This window comes from Methylotuvimicrobium sp. KM2 (assembly GCF_038051925.1).
GTDB lineage: Bacteria > Pseudomonadota > Gammaproteobacteria > Methylococcales > Methylomonadaceae > Methylotuvimicrobium.
The window spans coordinates 2,492,490-2,509,657 of record NZ_CP150634.1 but is presented as its reverse complement, the minus strand read 5'-3'; the positions used below and the strand labels follow the sequence as shown (position 1 = coordinate 2,509,657).

The 17,168-nt window shown below is 45.9% G+C and carries 14 protein-coding genes; 9 read left to right on the top strand and 5 right to left on the bottom strand.

Features of this window, described 5'->3' with window-relative positions; genetic code table 11:
* Positions 1 to 170 precede the first annotated feature (170 nt).
* From WJM45_RS10645 to WJM45_RS10610, 8 genes are all read left to right on the top strand, one after another.
* Positions 171 to 1,139, top strand: coding sequence for an IS30 family transposase (locus WJM45_RS10645; protein ID WP_341325086.1), 969 nt, complete (start codon positions 171 to 173; stop codon positions 1,137 to 1,139).
* Between the two features lie 129 nt (positions 1,140 to 1,268).
* Positions 1,269 to 1,481 carry a hypothetical protein gene (locus WJM45_RS10640; protein ID WP_017839428.1) on the top strand — a complete coding sequence of 71 codons (213 nt, stop codon included), beginning with the start codon at positions 1,269 to 1,271 and terminating at the stop codon, positions 1,479 to 1,481.
* A gap of 41 nt (positions 1,482 to 1,522) precedes the next feature.
* Entirely contained in the window at positions 1,523 to 2,566 is a 1,044-nt protein-coding gene (locus tag WJM45_RS10635) for a hypothetical protein (RefSeq protein WP_341325085.1), read from the top strand.
* A complete protein-coding gene (locus WJM45_RS10630; RefSeq protein ID WP_341325084.1) occupies positions 2,559 to 3,695 on the top strand; it encodes a PAAR-like domain-containing protein in 1,137 nt (378 codons plus the stop codon). The genes WJM45_RS10635 and WJM45_RS10630 overlap by 8 nt, the downstream gene beginning before the upstream one ends.
* Before the next feature lie 11 nt (positions 3,696 to 3,706).
* The gene (locus WJM45_RS10625) at positions 3,707 to 4,579 is read left to right on the top strand and encodes a hypothetical protein (RefSeq protein WP_341325083.1); all 873 of its coding nucleotides are present in this window, start codon (positions 3,707 to 3,709) and stop codon (positions 4,577 to 4,579) included.
* 505 nt (positions 4,580 to 5,084) lie between these two features.
* Entirely contained in the window at positions 5,085 to 5,645 is a 561-nt protein-coding gene (locus WJM45_RS10620) for a Uma2 family endonuclease (protein WP_341325082.1), read from the top strand.
* A gap of 44 nt (positions 5,646 to 5,689) precedes the next feature.
* Positions 5,690 to 6,964: a TIGR02270 family protein gene (locus tag WJM45_RS10615; RefSeq protein ID WP_341325081.1), complete on the top strand. Its 1,275-nt coding sequence runs from the start codon at positions 5,690 to 5,692 to the stop codon at positions 6,962 to 6,964.
* A 15-nt stretch (positions 6,965 to 6,979) separates the two neighbouring features.
* A complete protein-coding gene (locus tag WJM45_RS10610) occupies positions 6,980 to 7,150 on the top strand; it encodes a hypothetical protein (protein WP_341325080.1) in 171 nt (56 codons plus the stop codon).
* A 35-nt stretch (positions 7,151 to 7,185) separates the two neighbouring features.
* Here the strand turns inward: WJM45_RS10610 and WJM45_RS10605 are convergent, their stop codons facing one another.
* Positions 7,186 to 9,069 carry a protein kinase gene (locus WJM45_RS10605; protein ID WP_341328896.1) on the bottom strand — a complete coding sequence of 628 codons (1,884 nt, stop codon included), beginning with the start codon at positions 9,067 to 9,069 and terminating at the stop codon, positions 7,186 to 7,188.
* Between the two features lie 640 nt (positions 9,070 to 9,709).
* Between WJM45_RS10605 and WJM45_RS10600 the strand changes: the two genes are divergently transcribed.
* Complete coding sequence (locus WJM45_RS10600) at positions 9,710 to 10,999, top strand: autotransporter outer membrane beta-barrel domain-containing protein (RefSeq protein ID WP_341328895.1); 1,290 nt, start codon at positions 9,710 to 9,712, stop codon at positions 10,997 to 10,999.
* A 594-nt stretch (positions 11,000 to 11,593) separates the two neighbouring features.
* Here the strand turns inward: WJM45_RS10600 and WJM45_RS10595 are convergent.
* The 4 genes from WJM45_RS10595 to WJM45_RS10580 all read right to left on the bottom strand — a co-directional run bounded on the left by WJM45_RS10595 (position 11,594) and on the right by WJM45_RS10580 (position 17,162).
* Positions 11,594 to 13,348 (bottom strand): protein kinase, encoded by a 1,755-nt coding sequence (locus WJM45_RS10595; protein WP_341328894.1) that lies wholly within the window; start codon positions 13,346 to 13,348, stop codon positions 11,594 to 11,596.
* A gap of 287 nt (positions 13,349 to 13,635) precedes the next feature.
* Positions 13,636 to 15,909 (bottom strand): PAS domain S-box protein, encoded by a 2,274-nt coding sequence (locus WJM45_RS10590; RefSeq protein ID WP_341328893.1) that lies wholly within the window; start codon positions 15,907 to 15,909, stop codon positions 13,636 to 13,638.
* A 60-nt stretch (positions 15,910 to 15,969) separates the two neighbouring features.
* Positions 15,970 to 16,983: an FAD-dependent oxidoreductase gene (locus tag WJM45_RS10585; RefSeq protein WP_341328892.1), complete on the bottom strand. Its 1,014-nt coding sequence runs from the start codon at positions 16,981 to 16,983 to the stop codon at positions 15,970 to 15,972.
* A gap of 11 nt (positions 16,984 to 16,994) precedes the next feature.
* Complete coding sequence (locus WJM45_RS10580) at positions 16,995 to 17,162, bottom strand: rubredoxin (protein ID WP_341328891.1); 168 nt, start codon at positions 17,160 to 17,162, stop codon at positions 16,995 to 16,997.
* Between the last annotated feature and the right edge of the window lie 6 nt (positions 17,163 to 17,168).

Below are 17,168 nucleotides of genomic sequence, written 5' to 3'. Positions count from 1 at the left end.
CCTCAATTGGGATCAAGAAGACTGATTCGCTTCATATCGCCTGTGCAATTATGGCAAATTCTGATTATTTCGCGGATTCAACTAACAAGTGCAATTCATTTTGAGTGATAAAGAAGGGGTCAACTGTTATAGTGCCACCCCTTCTCAATCCGACCAAAGATGGATAAGCGATGACGGACTACAAACAGTTGACCGAAGCACAACGATACCAGATTGCCGCCTTATTGAAAGCAGGACAAACAAATAAAAAGATCGCCGAGATTGTTGGCGTCTCAGAGGGCACGATTAGCCGTGAGTTGACACGTAATCGCGGACTGCGTGGCTATCGTCCTAAACAGGCCCAGATCAAATCGGACAGACGCAAACGGCAAGCCTTTAAGTCCGTTAAAATGACCGCGGAAGTAATTAGCTTAATCGAAGGCCAAGTGCGTCTGGATTGGAGCCCTGAGCAAGTTTCGGGCTGGCTGGACAAGGAGCACGGCACACGTATCAGTCATGAACGGATCTATCAGCACATTTGGGCAGACAAACGCGCGGGAGGCGACCTGTATAAGCACTTGCGCCAAGCCCACAAGAAGCGCCGCAAGAAATATGGCTCGAAAGACAAACGGGGGCAGATTGTCGGGCGTGTCGGCATCGCAGAAAGACCGGCGATTGTTGACGAAAAGGGCCGTATCGGTGATTGGGAAATTGATACCGTCATCGGAAAAAACCATCAGGGCGCCTTGGTGACGCTGGTCGATCGTAAGTCCAAGTTCACCTTGATTAAAAAGGTCGATAGCAAGCATGCTGAAGGCGTGACGACAGCAACAATTGAGTTACTGACCAATTATCAGGACAAGGTACTGACGATTACCTCGGATAACGGGAAAGAGTTTGCCGGACACAAAGCGATCAGCCAAGCGCTCAATGCGCCAGTTTATTTCGCCAACCCTTATTGCTCCTGGGAACGTGGACTTAACGAGAATACCAATGGCCTCATTCGGCAATATTTCCCCAAGGGCAGCAGCTTTGAGGACATCACCGACGAGCAGGTCGAAAAGGTTATGCACAGGCTCAATCACCGCCCCCGAAAAGGACTGGACTATCGAACACCTCATTCGGTGTTTTTTGAACAACCAGAGTGCAAAGCCGCATGATTAGTGGGATTGCACTTATAACTTGAATCCAGGTTTTCTAACTACTGATGACGGCATTATTAAAAAATCCATATCAATCGATGATGTCAAGATTACCGATCCCATTGGTTTTATAAAAGAAGTGATGCAATGATTACCGATACCGAAATTAAAACAAAAGGCATGCAGATCCTTTCCGACTACCTCGGAGATGTCGAAGCGGAACGATTTATCGCTTTGATTCAGAGAGAGCCTTTCGATTACACAAAGTGGCATCAAGAACAGGATGATTCAATGACTATCGAAGAACTGAGTGAACATGCAATGGCTTTGCGAAAAAAACTCGAGCAAACAACCAAATAGCATGCCGACCTTTTCTCCAAAGAACGCTAAGGGATGACTTCATGAGCTTTCCTTTGGCGATTACCGGTACCGGCCTGGTCACCGGCGTCGGCCTTGATGCGCCGGCGAGCTGTGCCGCGATTCGCTGTGTGATCGACAATTTTCAGGAAACCCGCTTCATGGACCAAGGCGGCGAATGGATCATGGGCTGCGAAGTGCCGCTCGAACAGCCGTGGCGCGGCAAAACAAAGCTGATCAAAATGGCCGCCGCTGCGATCCGAGAATGCTTGTCCGGCAACCCGTTGATCAATCCCGCCGAGACGCCATTATTGCTTTGTTTGTCGGAGCGCGACAGAAAAGGCCGAGTCATCGACGACGACAATCAGTTTTTTCATGATTTGCTCGTAGAACTGCAACTGGAATTTCATGAAAAATCACTGGTCATTGCCGGAGGACATGTCGGCGTCGCGCTCGCTTTGAGGCATGCTAGACCGCTCATGCAGGAATTGAAACTCAAGCATGTGTTGATTGCAGCTACCGACAGTCTACTGGTCGCTCAATCCTTAGCGCACTATGAAGAACACGAGCGCTTGCTGACCAGTCAAAACTCCAACGGTTTCATACCCGGCGAAGCCGCAGCCGCGTTGGTGGTCGAACCGGTTTATGCCAATCGGGAACCGCAACTGATATGCGCCGGCTTGGGCTTCAGTGTCGAAAAGGCGCATATCTATTCGGAAGAGCCGTTGCGAGCGGATGGGTTGACGGCTGCGATAAAAGAGTCCCTATCTGATGCCGGCTGCAACGAGAGTATTCTGGATTTTAAAATCACCGACATATCGGGAGAGCATTACTACTTTAAAGAAGCGAGTTTGGCTTTTAGCCGAATTGATCGCACAAAAAGGAAAGAATTCGATATCTGGCACCCGGCGGATTGTGTCGGCGAAGTTGGCGCGTCTTTAGGCATCGTTATGTTGGCGGTATTGAAATCCGCGAGTGAAAAAGGATATAGCAAAGGTCACCATGTTCTGGCTCATCTAGGCAACGACGATGGTAAGCGTTCTTCGATGATTTTCTTTTGGAAAAAGGTAGGCGAGGAAAATGGCTAATAAAGTCTTTGCAAACGGTATGGAGCTCGCATGTAAAGCGGGATCGGGTAAAACCATTTGCGCCTTTCCGGATGTTTGCTTTACGCCCCCGGAAAATCCTGCGACACCGCCTGGGGTTCCTGTTCCCTACCCGAATACCGGTTTTGCTTCCGATACGACCAAAGGCAGTAAAAGCGTAAAAATATCGGGTAAAGAGGTCATGTTGAAAAACAAGTCCTATTTCAAAAAGTCAACAGGCGATGAAGCAGGGTGTGCGGCTAAAAAAGGAGTCATAACAAGTACTCATAGAGGAAAAGTCTATTTCATAAAATGGTCGATGGATGTTAAGTTTGAAGGAGAAAATGTCGATCGGCATTTAGACTTGACGACCGATAACCATGCAAGCCCAATGGCTAATGAGGCTGTGCCTTGGCCTTTTGTAGATGCGATGGCAACTCCCGCTCTGAAAAAAAAATGCGCTGGCGATAAAAGGAAAGAAAAAAAAGCATGTGAAGGTTACAAGCCTTCTAAGAAAGATGGCCTAGATGTTTGCAAAGAAGCAGGATTGCATACTGATTTTACTAGAGCGAAAGGCGCCACTACTATTAGAAGTAGATCGGCTAGTGCAAACAAATGCGCGGCAGCGAGACGTTGTAGATTACTTCCATTTGATGGAAAACCAGAAGATGGCATCAATGGGTGCTGTCCTGCTCAAACTCCTGACCATATAGTACCTAAAAGCTCTTTCTTCCAGACATCTGTCGACGCGAAAGATTTCATGCCAGGGTGGGAACCTGATTCTTCGGGAAATGGTGGCTACAACATAAACAAGGCGCCGTGCATGTGCTTGGAAGGTGGTAGTTGTTCCGGTAGTCACGGACTTCGTTCATCACACCATAAAGCATTTAGTAAAGTAAAAGCCAAGGCTTATGTTTCATTTGACGATGAAGTTAAACACTGCGCCGAGGGTGCTAAGGCTGTGGCGCCTCAATGTAGCCAAGCTTGTATCGAAGCTCAGTTAAAACAAGGTCATGAAGGCATGGGGGATCAAACAAAGGCGGTTAAGCACTCCCCGTCGGGAAAAAATTACACAGATGACCCAGAGGCGCTAAAAGACAAAATTTCAGCAATGTTGCCTAAAATCCCATAAGGATTCTAAGAATGATAAATGAATTAACTTTTATAAGGGGCGCGGCGATACGTTCCGATCTATTATATGTTTTGACTAAAGGTAAGGCATTATTAGAAAAAGATATTGCTCATACAGCCACACTAAGTCTTTATCAAGGACAATGGGCTTATGCAGAAACTACGGACTGGGACTCAAGTGCCATAGCCATAGCAAATCTACCCACTGAGTGTCTGGTATTTATAGGTGAAGATGGAGATGTATGTACTTATACAGAAGGGCAAATCACTAGGGAGAAATTATTTCCCATTCCAAAAATGATTAGAAATGCAAAAACTATAAGCGGTTATGTCTTTGCATGCGGAATGTTGCGTCAGGTATACCATCGTACTAACGAAGGTATATGGAAAAATATAAGTGCTACTAGTCCAAAAGCTGAAGAAAAGGTAGGCTTTGAAGCGATTGATGGATTTTCATTAAATGAAATTTATGCTGTTGGCTGGAGTGGTGAAATTTGGGAGTATTTTGACTCAAAATGGATTGCCCGAAGCAGTCCTACTAACTTGATCCTTACTTCAGTTTGTTGTGCTCCAGATAATTCTGTCTACATTGGAGGACAGAATGGTACTTTAATTAAAGGTCGCAATGATTCTTGGGAAATAATTCAATGGGAAGATGATATTGATATCGATATATGGGATCTTCATTGGTTTCAAAACAAGCTTTATGTTGCCACTATACGCAATCTATACACCCTGGAAGGTAATACCCTAGTTGATGTCAATTTTGGAGAAACAGATATCACTAGCTGTTTTAATCTTACTGAAGCGGAAGGGGTAATGTGGTCAATTGGGCATGAAGACGTATTATCTTTTGATGGAAATAAATGGCAAAAATATAATTAAACCGTAAGGCTGAACCGTTTACGGTATCTCGTTATACACACGGCCGTGCGGCGGATGAACGTACGGTGGATTTGCCTTGGCACGACCGTACGGCGGATGAAGCTTTTGAGTGGTTTTCCTTAATAATCCAGAGACATTGCCGTCATGCCCATCAACGTTTCTGGGTAGCTTAAATGGCGGTTTGCTGGCGCGAAACCGCCCTACGATTCTTATTTGATATTCGGGAGATGGCATGCCGAATTATCGGCGTAATTTCGTACCGGGCGGTTGTTACTTTTTTACGGTTTATTTACTGGAACGTAAACGGAATTTGCTAACCGATCATATTGATTTGCTGCGGGACTCCGTTCGTTAAGGTGCGTTGTTTGTATCCTTTTCATATCGATGCGTGCTGTCGAGCAACCCCACTCTCTTCCGGTTCCGTACTTTCATAGTAATAAGCTTTGCCCTACAAAATGCCTATTCTGTACTTTAGGCCTTAATAGACTATTTGGAGGCATTAACGATGTCTTTCCCGGCAACAACTGTACCGATGTCACCCGAAGAATTCCTCGAATGGGAAGAACGGCAAAAGAACAAACACGAATTTATTGGCGGCGAGATTTTCGCAATGGTTGGCGTGACGCGTCAGCATGCCACGATAGCCGGGAACCTTTTTCGATTCCTTGGAAACCACCTTTCAGGTAGTCCCTGCCGTGTCTACATGGCCGACATGAAATTGAAACTGGACTTGGCGGATGCATTTTTTTATCCGGACGTATTCGTCACCTGCTCTGAGTCGGATCATAAAGCCGAACGGTATATGTCCGAGCCGCGTTTGATCGTCGAAGTTTTGTCCGAATCGACTGAAGCTTATGACCGGGGAGAGAAGTTTGCCAACTACAGAAAATTTGCATCCTTGACCGAATATGCATTGATTGATCCGGTCGCCCGTATGGCGGAAATTTTTCGACGGGACGATACCGGACATTGGGTGCTGTATGAATTCAGCGAGAATGAACAGGTTCATTTTTCAAGTGTAGACTTGGTAATCGATCAAGCTTCGCTTTTCGAGAATGCCGATTGAGATCGATGCATCAATTATCCAAATAGAACTCAGGAAAACAAATTTTGCATACTCCAGGCGCAATAACCAAAAGAATCATTCCTCAAGTTCTCGAACAACACGCCGAAGAAGCTGCTTTCCTCTGGATTCTGCGCGATAGTGCCGTCGGCGCGCCGCATTATCAATTATCCGATCTCGCCAAACTCGATAATCGCATCGAAGCGCATCTCGATGGACTACGCATTGGGGGCGCCGATGCTTGGCGGTTGTGCGAAGAAGCTTTGAAACTCGGTGAGGCCGGGGAGGTCTTTGCCGCAGGTGTCTTGGCGCTGGAAAGCAAGGATGCGAATCGCCTCGAAGACGTTCTCGAAACCGTGGCACAATTTTCGGAAAAGTTGCGAGGTCTGGTTTCGGCGTTCGGCTGGGTTGCGCCGCAACGACTAGCCGGTACGGTCAAAAGCTATTTAACATCGCAGTCGCCATTACTCAGGCAGATCGGCCTTTCCGCCTGCGCGGTTCATCGCGCCGATCCGGGACAGATTCTTGCCAATATCATCGCCGACGATGCGGCGCCGGCTCCGCTCCAAGCCTGCGCATTACGAACGGCCGGGCAACTCAAGCGCCGTAATCTGATCGACCCGATAAAAGGGCACCTGCAAGCCGACGATGAAACCGTGAAATTATGGGCCGCCTGGTCCTCGGTGCTGTTAGGCGATAGAAAACGGGCGATCGAAACATTGAAATCAGTAGCCTGTAATAAATCTCCGCTGGGTCAGCGTGCCTTTGATTTGTTATTGCGCGCAATGTCTCCAACCGATGCGCATCTGTGGCTGAAGAGTCTGGCCCAATTTCCGGAATGGCGACGCGATCTGGTCGTCGGCGTCGGCATCATCGGCGATCCGTTTTACGTTCCTTGGTTGATCAAGCAAATGAGCATTCCCGAGTTGTCGCGAGTGGCCGGCGAGGCGTTCAGCTGTATCACCGGCGTCGATATCGCTTATGAAGATTTGGACGACGAACCGCCACAAGGCTTTGAAGCGGGACCGACCGAAAATCCGGAAGATGAAGATGTCGCGATGGACGGCGACGAAGACTTACCCTGGCCGAGTCCTCTAAAAATAACCGCTTGGTGGGAAGCGAACAAGGGGCGTTTCAACCAAGGCGTTCGCTATTTGTCAGGCATGCCGATCTCCGAATTGCAGTGTAAACGCGTATTGACCGAAGGCTATCAGCGCCAGCGTAAGTCGGCGGCCTTGGAGCTTGCGTTAATGCAAGTTGAAGCGCCTCTGTTCGAAGTGCGCGCACCGGGATGGCGGCAACAATCATGGTTAAGCGAATAAGCGGGAGAATGTTCCATGTCGATACCTATTGCAGGATTGGTTTTTTTGCTCGTTTCGATTGTATTTTTCGGTTTGGTGTTACGAAGCTTTTGGACTCACCGGCATAGCCTAACGGTAGAGGCGCGAATATGGTTACGACTCGCGATGATTTTCGGTATTGTCGCCGTTTTGCTGTTGTTCGTTTAAAGACTTTACCGGCTTAAAGAATTTGCATTTACTTTTTAGAACAAACGGAATTTGTTGCTCGCTTTCTTGCGCAGATAAGTATAGTCGACAATGATTTTCCAATCGTTTCTGGTGTTGAATTCAATTGAATCCCAAGCGGCAATCTTAAAAACTTCGGTGCCGTCTTCGCGATAACTGTAATAGCCGATGCTGTCGTCATCGACCATGGTTAATCTCCCGAAAGCCTGCAGCGAAGATGATTGGCGGCTGACCGGATCGATGAATAGATTCGTGCCGATATAATCGGAATTGGCGTCATAAATAATTAGGCCGTCGCTACGCATGATCCAGATATCCCGGTTTGTCTCATCTTGTTTCAGAATAGCCGTAAATAGCTTGGGCAGCACCTTTTCAGGCGACATTTTAGCCTCAAGATATTCGGTAATGCGGCCGTTCTTTTCGATCGGTACTCGGTATTTGATTATGAGGCGGTTGTTTTCGACGTCGGCGATCGGTTTTGGCTCATCGTTTTCTTCACTTGCGATAAACGCTCCTGTTAGCACTGAAATAGGTTGAATAGAAAACGAATCAAACTGCGGATAACGGTTTTGTAATTCTTCTAAGATCGATGACTCGGCAATGTCGCCGGAACCGAGTTTCTCTGCGGCTTGGTTTAGATTAGAAAATACCAATGCGATTTTCGATTGCAGCGCATGCACGATAGATCGTGCTTGTTGCTGTGAGCGTTCTCCGTAAAAAGTGATTCGGCTTAAGGCTTGTTCGGCTTCATGATTAGCTTCCTTCATTTGATGCGCATAATGAAGCGAAAATCCCGCTCCGATACTAATGGTAATGAGTAGCAATGCGGTCGTGAAAACGGCGAATTTATTTTGCGCAAAAAAACGGTTTAATAATTCACGTCTTGAATAGGCATAGACATTGACCATGCGTCCGTCACGAAAAGCCTTCAATTCTTCAGCTAATTTTCCGGCATCGGTAAAACGCTGCAAAGGATTCTTATGCACGGCTTTTTCGCAGATCGCAATTAATTCCGGAGGTGCTGCAGTATTGAATCGTTTAGGAGAGGGGGTTTCGACGTCTTTCTCCATTTGTTGCTGTATTACGGTAATCGAACCTCGGTATGGTTGGCTGCCGGTAATAATTTTATAGAGGATCATTCCTAGGCTGTAAACGTCCGATGTTTTATCCGCGCGGCCGCTGAATTGTTCAGGCGCCATATAGGCTGGTGTACCAAGCGCTTCCGATGTGCTTGAGTCGCTTAAGCTATCGCGTTGGTGAGTGAGCGCTTCTCGATAAAAATAGGTATTGTCGTCATCATCCAGCACCTGGGCTAATCCCCAGTCGACAACGATGGTTTCGCCGAAATTACCGACAATGATATTCGCGGGTTTTAAGTCGCGATGAATGACGCCCTTTGCATGAGCATAGGCCAAGGTATTGCAAACATCGATTAAAATATCCAAAAGTTGAATGCGTTGATTGAATCCGGTTTTGGGATCGGTATCGGATATTTTTTCGAATTTTCGAGCCAGCGTTTCGCCTTTAATGTAGCGCATCACATAATAAGGCCTGCCGTCATTTCGTTGACCCAGCTCATAGACAGGAACAATGCCCGGATGTTCGAGTTTTCCGGTAATTTTGGCTTCATGTAAAAACGAATGATCGAGCTCAGCGTCGCCGCTTAGTTCATCCAGCATTTCCTTGACCGCGACTCGCCTGCCGATGGTCTCGTCATAGGCTAGATAAACCCGACCGACGCCGCCTTGACCGAGAATATCGAGTACGCTCAGATTCTTGAATCTTTGATTACCGGAATTTTTATTGTTGGGTTCAACAGTCAAAGGACGATTTGTGGCGAAACGTGTCGAGTCGTCTTCATCGATCAGCGTTTTATTGGAATGAGATTCGTCGTTAAACATTTGACCTCGGTCGCCCTCAGGCGTGTGTTCTGTTGGATATTGTCATAGTCTTTATCAGTTCGGCACTCTTTTATCAAGAAACTCAAAAACTTGCTAAAGGATAATTTAAAATTTTGCTTTGCTGATAGAAATAACTAAAAATGGCTACAACTTCGCAAAAAGCTTTAGCGAGGATAAACGGATAAAAATTGCAGTATTATTATTCAAAGCATATAAAATATAATTATTCACACCATCTTTCGTTCCCACGCTCTGGCGTCTCGTACTGCTGGAGTGGTATTCAGGCGTTCCCACGCAGAGCGTCAATGCCATTAAGTTAAGGTCCTTGGAGTTTTACTCCCCTCTTTGAAAAAGAGTGGCTGGGGGAGATTTTTCCTCGTTCCCATCGCTCCAGCGTGGGAACGCATACCAATCTGGTTTCAACAGCCAAGATACGGATTCCCACGGAGGACCGTGGGAACCAGAAAAGGCTTAACTTAATGGCAGTGATGCAGAGCGTGGGAACGATAATTGCCGGGAGACTGAATAGTTACTTTAAAATTTAAGGGGAATCATGTTAAATCAATCAAAAGCAAAGCTGTACAGGCAGGTTTTAAAAAGACTTGAGCTGAGGTTCGTATTCTCATTTTCCCTGATAATCTTGGCTTTATCCACACCTCAGTTAAGTATTGCTCAAACAACAGCAACTTACGATCCAGGGTTGTTCAATTCAACGCAACGTAATTTGCTTGGAACGATTGATTCAATTTCAGCCAGATGCATACCGCAGGCCGACTCGGAATTTCAAACATTTACTGATTTCTGTAATCAGATTTTTTCACTGCGAGAAATCGATTTTAACTCCGAACAAGGAAGGTCCATCGTACAGCAATTATCCCCGGAACAAGTCATTCAACAAGGCACCCAAGCAACTCGAATCACAGCCGGGCAGCTTGGCTTAGTCGAAAGTTCGCTTAAAAATCGGATGTCTAAAATTCATACCAGCCATCAAGTCAACATTCAAACATCGGGATTTCAACTTTATCGAAACGGGCAGTCGGTGTCTGAACTTGGCGGAGCGGCTGGCGATGATTTCGGACTGTTCGGTCACAATCTCGGCGTCTGGCTAAATATGAATATCCGCGTCGGCGATGTCAATAATACGTTTGAGCAGATCGGCTTTAATTACGACAACTACGGTTTTACTGGCGGTGCGGATTATAAGCTGACTAAAGACTTGGTTTTAGGTGGGGCTTTTAGTTATTTGCGCTCAAATGCCGATTTCAGTAGAAATCAAGGTGAAACGACGACCGATACCTATACTGGTTCGATCTACGGAACCTATTATTTTTGGGATAACTTTCATCTCGACGCGATCGCATCCTATGGTGGAAACCAATATGATACGGTCCGTCGAATAAATTTTCAAAACGTCAGTACCGAAGCTAGCGGTTCGACCGGCGGCAATCAGCATGCCTATAGTTTGGGCGTCGGTTATGACTTTTCCCATGGCGCATTCAGTTTAACGCCTTATTTCAGAGGCAATTATATCGGGCTTTCGGTCGATTCATTCAGCGAAAACGGTGGCGCGGGCTGGGGAATGGCGTTTAGTGATCAAAATGTCGATTCGTGGACAACAACGCTGGGCGGCGAGACCTCTTATGCGTTCGGTTTGCCTTTCGGTGTCGTGATCGCACAATTCAGAGCCGAATGGCATCATCAATACAAGGACGGCAGCCGAAATATCGGAGCCAGTTTTGTAGACGATCCTACAGGACAGCGTTTCAACATCGTTTCGCAAAGCGCCGATCGCAATTTTGCAACGATAGGCACGAGTTTGTCGGGTACTTTTGCCGACGGTTTATCGGGCTTCGTTTCGTATGATGTGATGTTAGGTTATCAAGACATCAGTAGCCACAGTATCAATTTCGGCGCCAGGATGGAGTTTTAATCTAGTAAAAGCATTTCACCATGAAGGTCATGAAGAATAAGAAGTTAACTCAATAACTTGTCATTCGTTTATGAACAACTTTCGCTCACCCGAAAGATTAGCTGCAATGTTTAGGTAATCTATTGAAATACTTCATGAACTTCATGAACTTCATGTGCTTCATGGTTGAACTGCCGAATTTAGGTTTATAGTTTGTTTTTATTACCATGAAGGGCATGAAGATAATGAAGGAAAGAGTATTGAGCGTTTTATGAATCGTTCAAATATCACGGATGAACTCAATAGATAAATTCAATGTATACCTTTCGCACTTCAAATTTCGGCAGTGCCGGAGGAGGCCTCGGGGTGTTCGGTCGATTTTCGCTCCTCGGCAATTGCTCCTGCATTGCCCTAATACACGCCATCCATGGCGTTCATAAAGGCTTTGCCAGCATGGAGATGGCATAGAGCCTATATGGACGTATTTACCCAGCACCTAAATTATTTATGTAATCAATCATGGCCAATAGGCTATGGAATTTAGGTGCTGGGTTCACGGCATTTATTGACGGTAGCCTCTGGCGCCGAATTTTATCTACGAGGGTATAAATTCGATTAATGTAAGATTTTTTTCTTCAAAGCCAATAATTCGTCATGCTTCGGTATTGCTTCGAGCCCTTCTTCAATTTTGCTTAGGCTTTCATCGTATTTTCCTTCAGCATATAATTGCTGGGCTTGTTCTGCCAGGATATCGGCAATCTTCTTTAAACCATTTTTGGCTTCTTTATTATAAGGGTCGATTTCAAGCGCTTGTCGATACGACCATAAAGCATTACTGCCGGTTGGGGCGGTCAGATAACCGACTTCAAAATGAATCTCGGCCAGTTCCAATAAGTCTTTGACCTTAAGTTGTTGCTTCGGCGTTAGCTCAATAATTTTATCTTGAAGCGGGTCGGTTTCCTGCGATAGTTTAATATAGCCTCCGGTCGTAATGGCAATGGCTATTATAGCCATTGTACCCAGAATAATCGGCAGGGGTGATCGTGGCTGCAAATCGGTGATAAGCTGCTTGGCCGAGGGAGTGCGGTCCTTTCTTTCCAAGGCCAAGGCGCGTTGCAAACCTTTCCACTGCCTACGACTTAGTCCAGGCACCGCTTTAGGCCGTAAATTAAGCTCATGGGCCTTGAGTGCCGATAATTTTCCGTAAGGATGCTTTCCAGTCAAAACTTCATAGATGACGCAAGCAAGCGCGTAAACATCATCGCTAGGGTCGGGCTCTTTATTAGAAAACATTTCCAGGCTGGCATAAGCCGGCGTCAATGCACCTAAATCCCTACGAGCATCGAAAATGGTTTCGTCTTGGTCTTTATCGGGACGACTGACCGCACAGGCGATACCAAAATCGAGCACCTTGACTTCGCCGTTTTCTAATATCGAAACATTGCCAGGTTTAAAGTCGGAATGGATAATGCCGTTTTTATGCGCATAAGCCAAAGCCAAACACATGCCTTTGATAATGTGCCAGGCCTTTTTGAAAGGCATGCCGTTAGGAATGACTTTATTGATGTAGTCTTTTAGTGATTGGCCGGTCAATACTTCCATCGACATAAAAATATGTGATTGGTCTCTATCGAAGTCATAGACGGTAATGATATTCGGATGAGCCAGTGTTTGAGCTTTTCTAGTTTCCCGCTGAAGGGCAATATAAGAGGTCGGATTATCCTTGAATTCGTCGTTTAAAATTTTCAATGCCACATAAGGAGACTTATCTTGAGCTTCCTGTTTGCGTAAATCCAGCGCTTTATAAACGACGCCCATGCCACCGCTACCGAGCAACTCTTCGAGTATGAAACGGTCTTTTAGCACCGAGCCGATACCGATTTTTTCAGTTTCGGCTGAGTTAAATTCCGATGTTCCGGCATATCTAGTGCCGCGAGTCGTATTAATCGTTTGTCCGGATGTTATATCAACCGAACTAACCGCAGCCCTTTGGGCTGTGGATTCGAAGTGATCAGTCAACCGGGTTTTCTCGAAGTCAACATTCGGTTGAATGATTTCGTCCGGTTTTGAAGTATTGGTTTTTGTTGTTGGCCTAACAATGGTTTCATCTTGCTCGTGAGAGGACGTGCTTATTCGTGTTTCGTCGTCATTATGCAGAGATAGGGTTGTTTGTGCGATTAAGCCTTGGTGAATTTGCGGTGGTAAATAGCCCTGTTCAAAGCAGTCATCCAGTAATTTGCGCAGTTCGCCGGATTGTTCGGGATGTTCGCTAAGCAGTTGACGCATTTGTTTCGACAAATCGCCGAAGGTTGTTTCACCTTCGCGAAAAGAATTTAATACCTGAACAAAGTGGCTTAGTGAGGTTTCCATGATTTTCCGGTGAATCGGTCTGTAACGGCTCTCAATGAGCGAAATGATAATCCAAAATAATAGGCGGGTAATAGCGAATGGTAAATAGTATAAGGTAAAAGGTGAAAGGTGAAAGATAAATAGTGAATGACTAGCCGGACGGGTTTTGTAAACCCAGCGGTGCTTGTAAAAAAGCGGAAATGTCTCTACCAACTGCAGTAAGCGCAGGCTACTGAATTTAATAGAGAAAAATTAATAAGTATTTCCGAACCTAAATACAGGCAAGCAGTCCATTCACCATTCACCATTCACCATTCACCATTCACCCTCTTAAACACCATTAGCGTAATATCGTCATTAAAAACCTCAGTTTGGCAAAATTGTTTGAGCTGTTGAACAATATTATCGATGATAGTGTCCGGTTCGTACTCAGTGGATTGAGAAAAAATATCCACGAGCCGTTCTGTACCGAAGAAGTCGCCTTGGGGGTTTTCCGCCTCGGTCAAACCGTCCGTGTAAAGAAGCAAACAATCGCCTTCGGCCAATACAGTTCTTTTTTCCTCGAATTCGACATGTTCCCGAACGCCAACGATGAGTCCATCCGTATCGAGTTGCTCGCATTGAGCTCGTGCATGACGGTAAAGAAGTGGGGGCGGGTGCCCGGCATTGGCATACCTTAGGTGGTGAGTTTGCGTATCGTATTGCAGGTAAAACAAGGTGATGAAATAGTCGGAATGGTTGAGAGCGGCAAACAGAAAGTCGTTTAGCACATTGAGCGTTTGCGCCGGCGAGGCCGGCCAATGCGCTTGCGCTCTAATGGCGCTTCTTGCCGAAACCATGAATAAAGCAGGTCCCACGGCATGACCGGAAACGTCGGCAATGATCATGTCGAGATGAGTGTCGTCACGGTAAAAATAATCGAAATAATCGCCCCCGACTTGCGTGGCAGGCAGGCAAAACCCGGTGATCTTGAACTGGTTCGATATAACCGGTGCGGAGGGAAGTAAGGATGCTTGTATGTTCTGAGCAATTCTCATTTCGTTCTGTGCAATGGCCAAATTAACCTGGGCCATGCGTATTTGGCGTTCAGCGGCTTTTCTCCCGGTAATGTCATGCACAAATCCGCTGAATTCGTAAGCATGGCCGATTTTTAGCGGCGCAACACTGAGTTCGATAGGAAACTCAACGCCATCCTTGCGTAAAGCGACCTGTTCGGTCAGTTTATTTAAAACCGAACTTTTGCCGGTTTGCAAAAAGGTTTGCAGTTCGTCGTTCAGCGATTTACGAAAACGTTTAGGAACAATCAACCCGGCGACATTTTGACCTATTGCTTCCTCGCGCGACCAACCGAACACGAGTTCGGCCCGTTGGTTCCAATCGGTAATGATGCCGTAAGAATCCATGATGATAATGGCATTGAGGGCGGTTTCTATAATTAGTCTTGTTCTTTTCTCACTTTCTATTAATGCGTCTTCATAATGTTTACGTGCCGTGATATCCCTGTCCACGCCGCGCCATTTAATCAAATTACCTTGCTTGTCGGTAATCGGTAATCCGGTAGATTCGGCGATTACTTCGTGTCCGTCTTTATGTCGATAATGATTCAGTAGCGAATAGAAAGGTTTATGTACCGAAGAAAAAGTCTGAAAGCTGGTTTGATCTTGAGGTGTCAACAGCTCCGTATAGTGCTTTCCTAGGACGTCTTCAGGGGTATAGCCAATGATGGTCTCGACCGCATTACTGCTATAAATGTAATAACCGTTCGGATCTTGCTCCCACAGCCATTCTCCGGTCATTTCGGCCATTTGCCGAAAGCGTTCCTCGCTTTCCTTAAGTGCCGCTTCAAAATGCTTGCGTTCGGTGATATCTTCTTCGACAGCAAGAACGTGGGTAATTTGGCCTTGGCTGTTTTTTATGGTACTGATGCTTTCAAACGCCCAGTAATCTTCACCGTTTTTCTTTTGATTTTTAATTTCTCCGCGCCATTCGCCCCGACTTAACAGTTGTTGCCACATGTTTAGATACTGCTCGGCAGTCGTATCGCCCGATTGCAAAATTTTCGGGTTAAAACCGAGTAGCTCTTCCTTAGCGTATCCGGTCATTTCACAGAATTTCGGATTAATGTATTCGATGCGTCCGGAAGGGTCAGTGATAATAACTGCGCTAGCGCTTTGCTCAACGGCTCTGAGCATTAAAATAAGGTTGATGTCGAGCTGAGTTTTTTCACCAAGTTTTTGAATCAGCAAGGCAAATCGGCTTACATTATCGGCTTCGCTTAAAGCAAGACGGCATAATGAAATCAATGCGGGAAATGGAGAATCGGTTGCATCCTTCAGTTCGGCTTGAAAACTGATGCTGGTTTGCTCGAAAGGCATTTTCTCCAGCATTTCTTGCCAAAATTCCTCAGGATTAGACGGTGATAGTAGTCTGTCGAGAGGTTTATCGATTAGCTGTTGCGTTTGATAACCGAAAAGCGCGATTGCGCTTTCGTTGACTGCTTCGATAACTGGTGTCGAAGGTGTCCGGTTTTCAATACTGGCGATGATCAAGCTTAAAACCGGGCCGTCGATAAACGAATGCATGTTAATCGGTTTACAATGGAGTTTGAATCAAGAGAGTGGGCTGTAGTAATCGGCCAAAGTTTAAAAAAACTTTGGATTATCGGCGACAAAACCATGAACCTTCGATTTGGGCTTAAAATCCGGGGCTATCCAAGGTTGAATATCTTCATCGACTAAGTATTCAGCCAGCCATTGTGCTTGCCCGCGTATCGGCAAAATAAAGGCATATAGTTTACCGTTAGGTAGTTCGGCGACGTCACCGATTGCGAAGATGGCCGGATCGGTGGTTTGCATGAATGAATTCACCTTGATTCCTCTATTGACAGCCAGTCCCGCTGCGGCAGCAAGTTCAGTTCTCGGCTTGAATCCACAAGAGACTAGACCCACATCAAATTTACCGCCGTTATTGGAATTAACAAGTATTTCACCGCCTTTTTTGTCGATGCCGGTGACAGATTGATTGAATAAAACGTTAACTCCACTATCTTTCAACACTTTAAGCAGTTTTGCCGAGTCGTCATTGCTCAGTTGACGCTCCATTAGACGATCCATGGCATGAAATAGAGTGACTTTATCCCCAGAAACGACTAAATCCGATGCCACTTCGCAACCGATTAAGCCGCCGCCGATAATCGCCCAATGAGGCGGTTTATTCTTGCTCAACAACTGTTGGCGTATCTGACGTAATTCTTTGAGGTCGGCAAGGCTGTTAAGGAGATAAAAATTATTGCGATCGGCCATTAAGGCTGGTGGAATGAAGGCTGCAGAGCCTTGGGCTAAGACCAAAATATCATAGTCTATACTCGTTTTAATTGATCCGGCTGCCAGATTGACGATTTTATGGTGGCGATCGATAGCTTCCGCTTCGGTCTCTGTTAGAATTTCAATCGCTTTTTGGCGAATAGTCTCAAAAGTTTTGAGTATGATGGACTGCTCTATACCATCCTTGCTAAAGCCGTGAGAAAGCAACGGCCGAGAATAAAAGCCGTCGCTTTCCCGTGTTACCACGGTGATACGAACATCCGGATTTAAAGTATGTAGTTTTTCGGCAAAGGTTATGCCGGCAAACCCCGATCCGATTATCACGACTTTCATGGCAATAGCAATTAAAGGGGTTCGAAAGCGCTTTTTTCAGCTCCGCACTCAGGGCAAACCCAATCATCAGGAATATCTTCCCAACGAGTACCTGGGGTGATTCCGCTATCCGGATCGCCTAATTGCTCGTCGTAAATATGTCCGCATTCTAAACATTGATATTTTTTATAATCTGCCATGAAGTT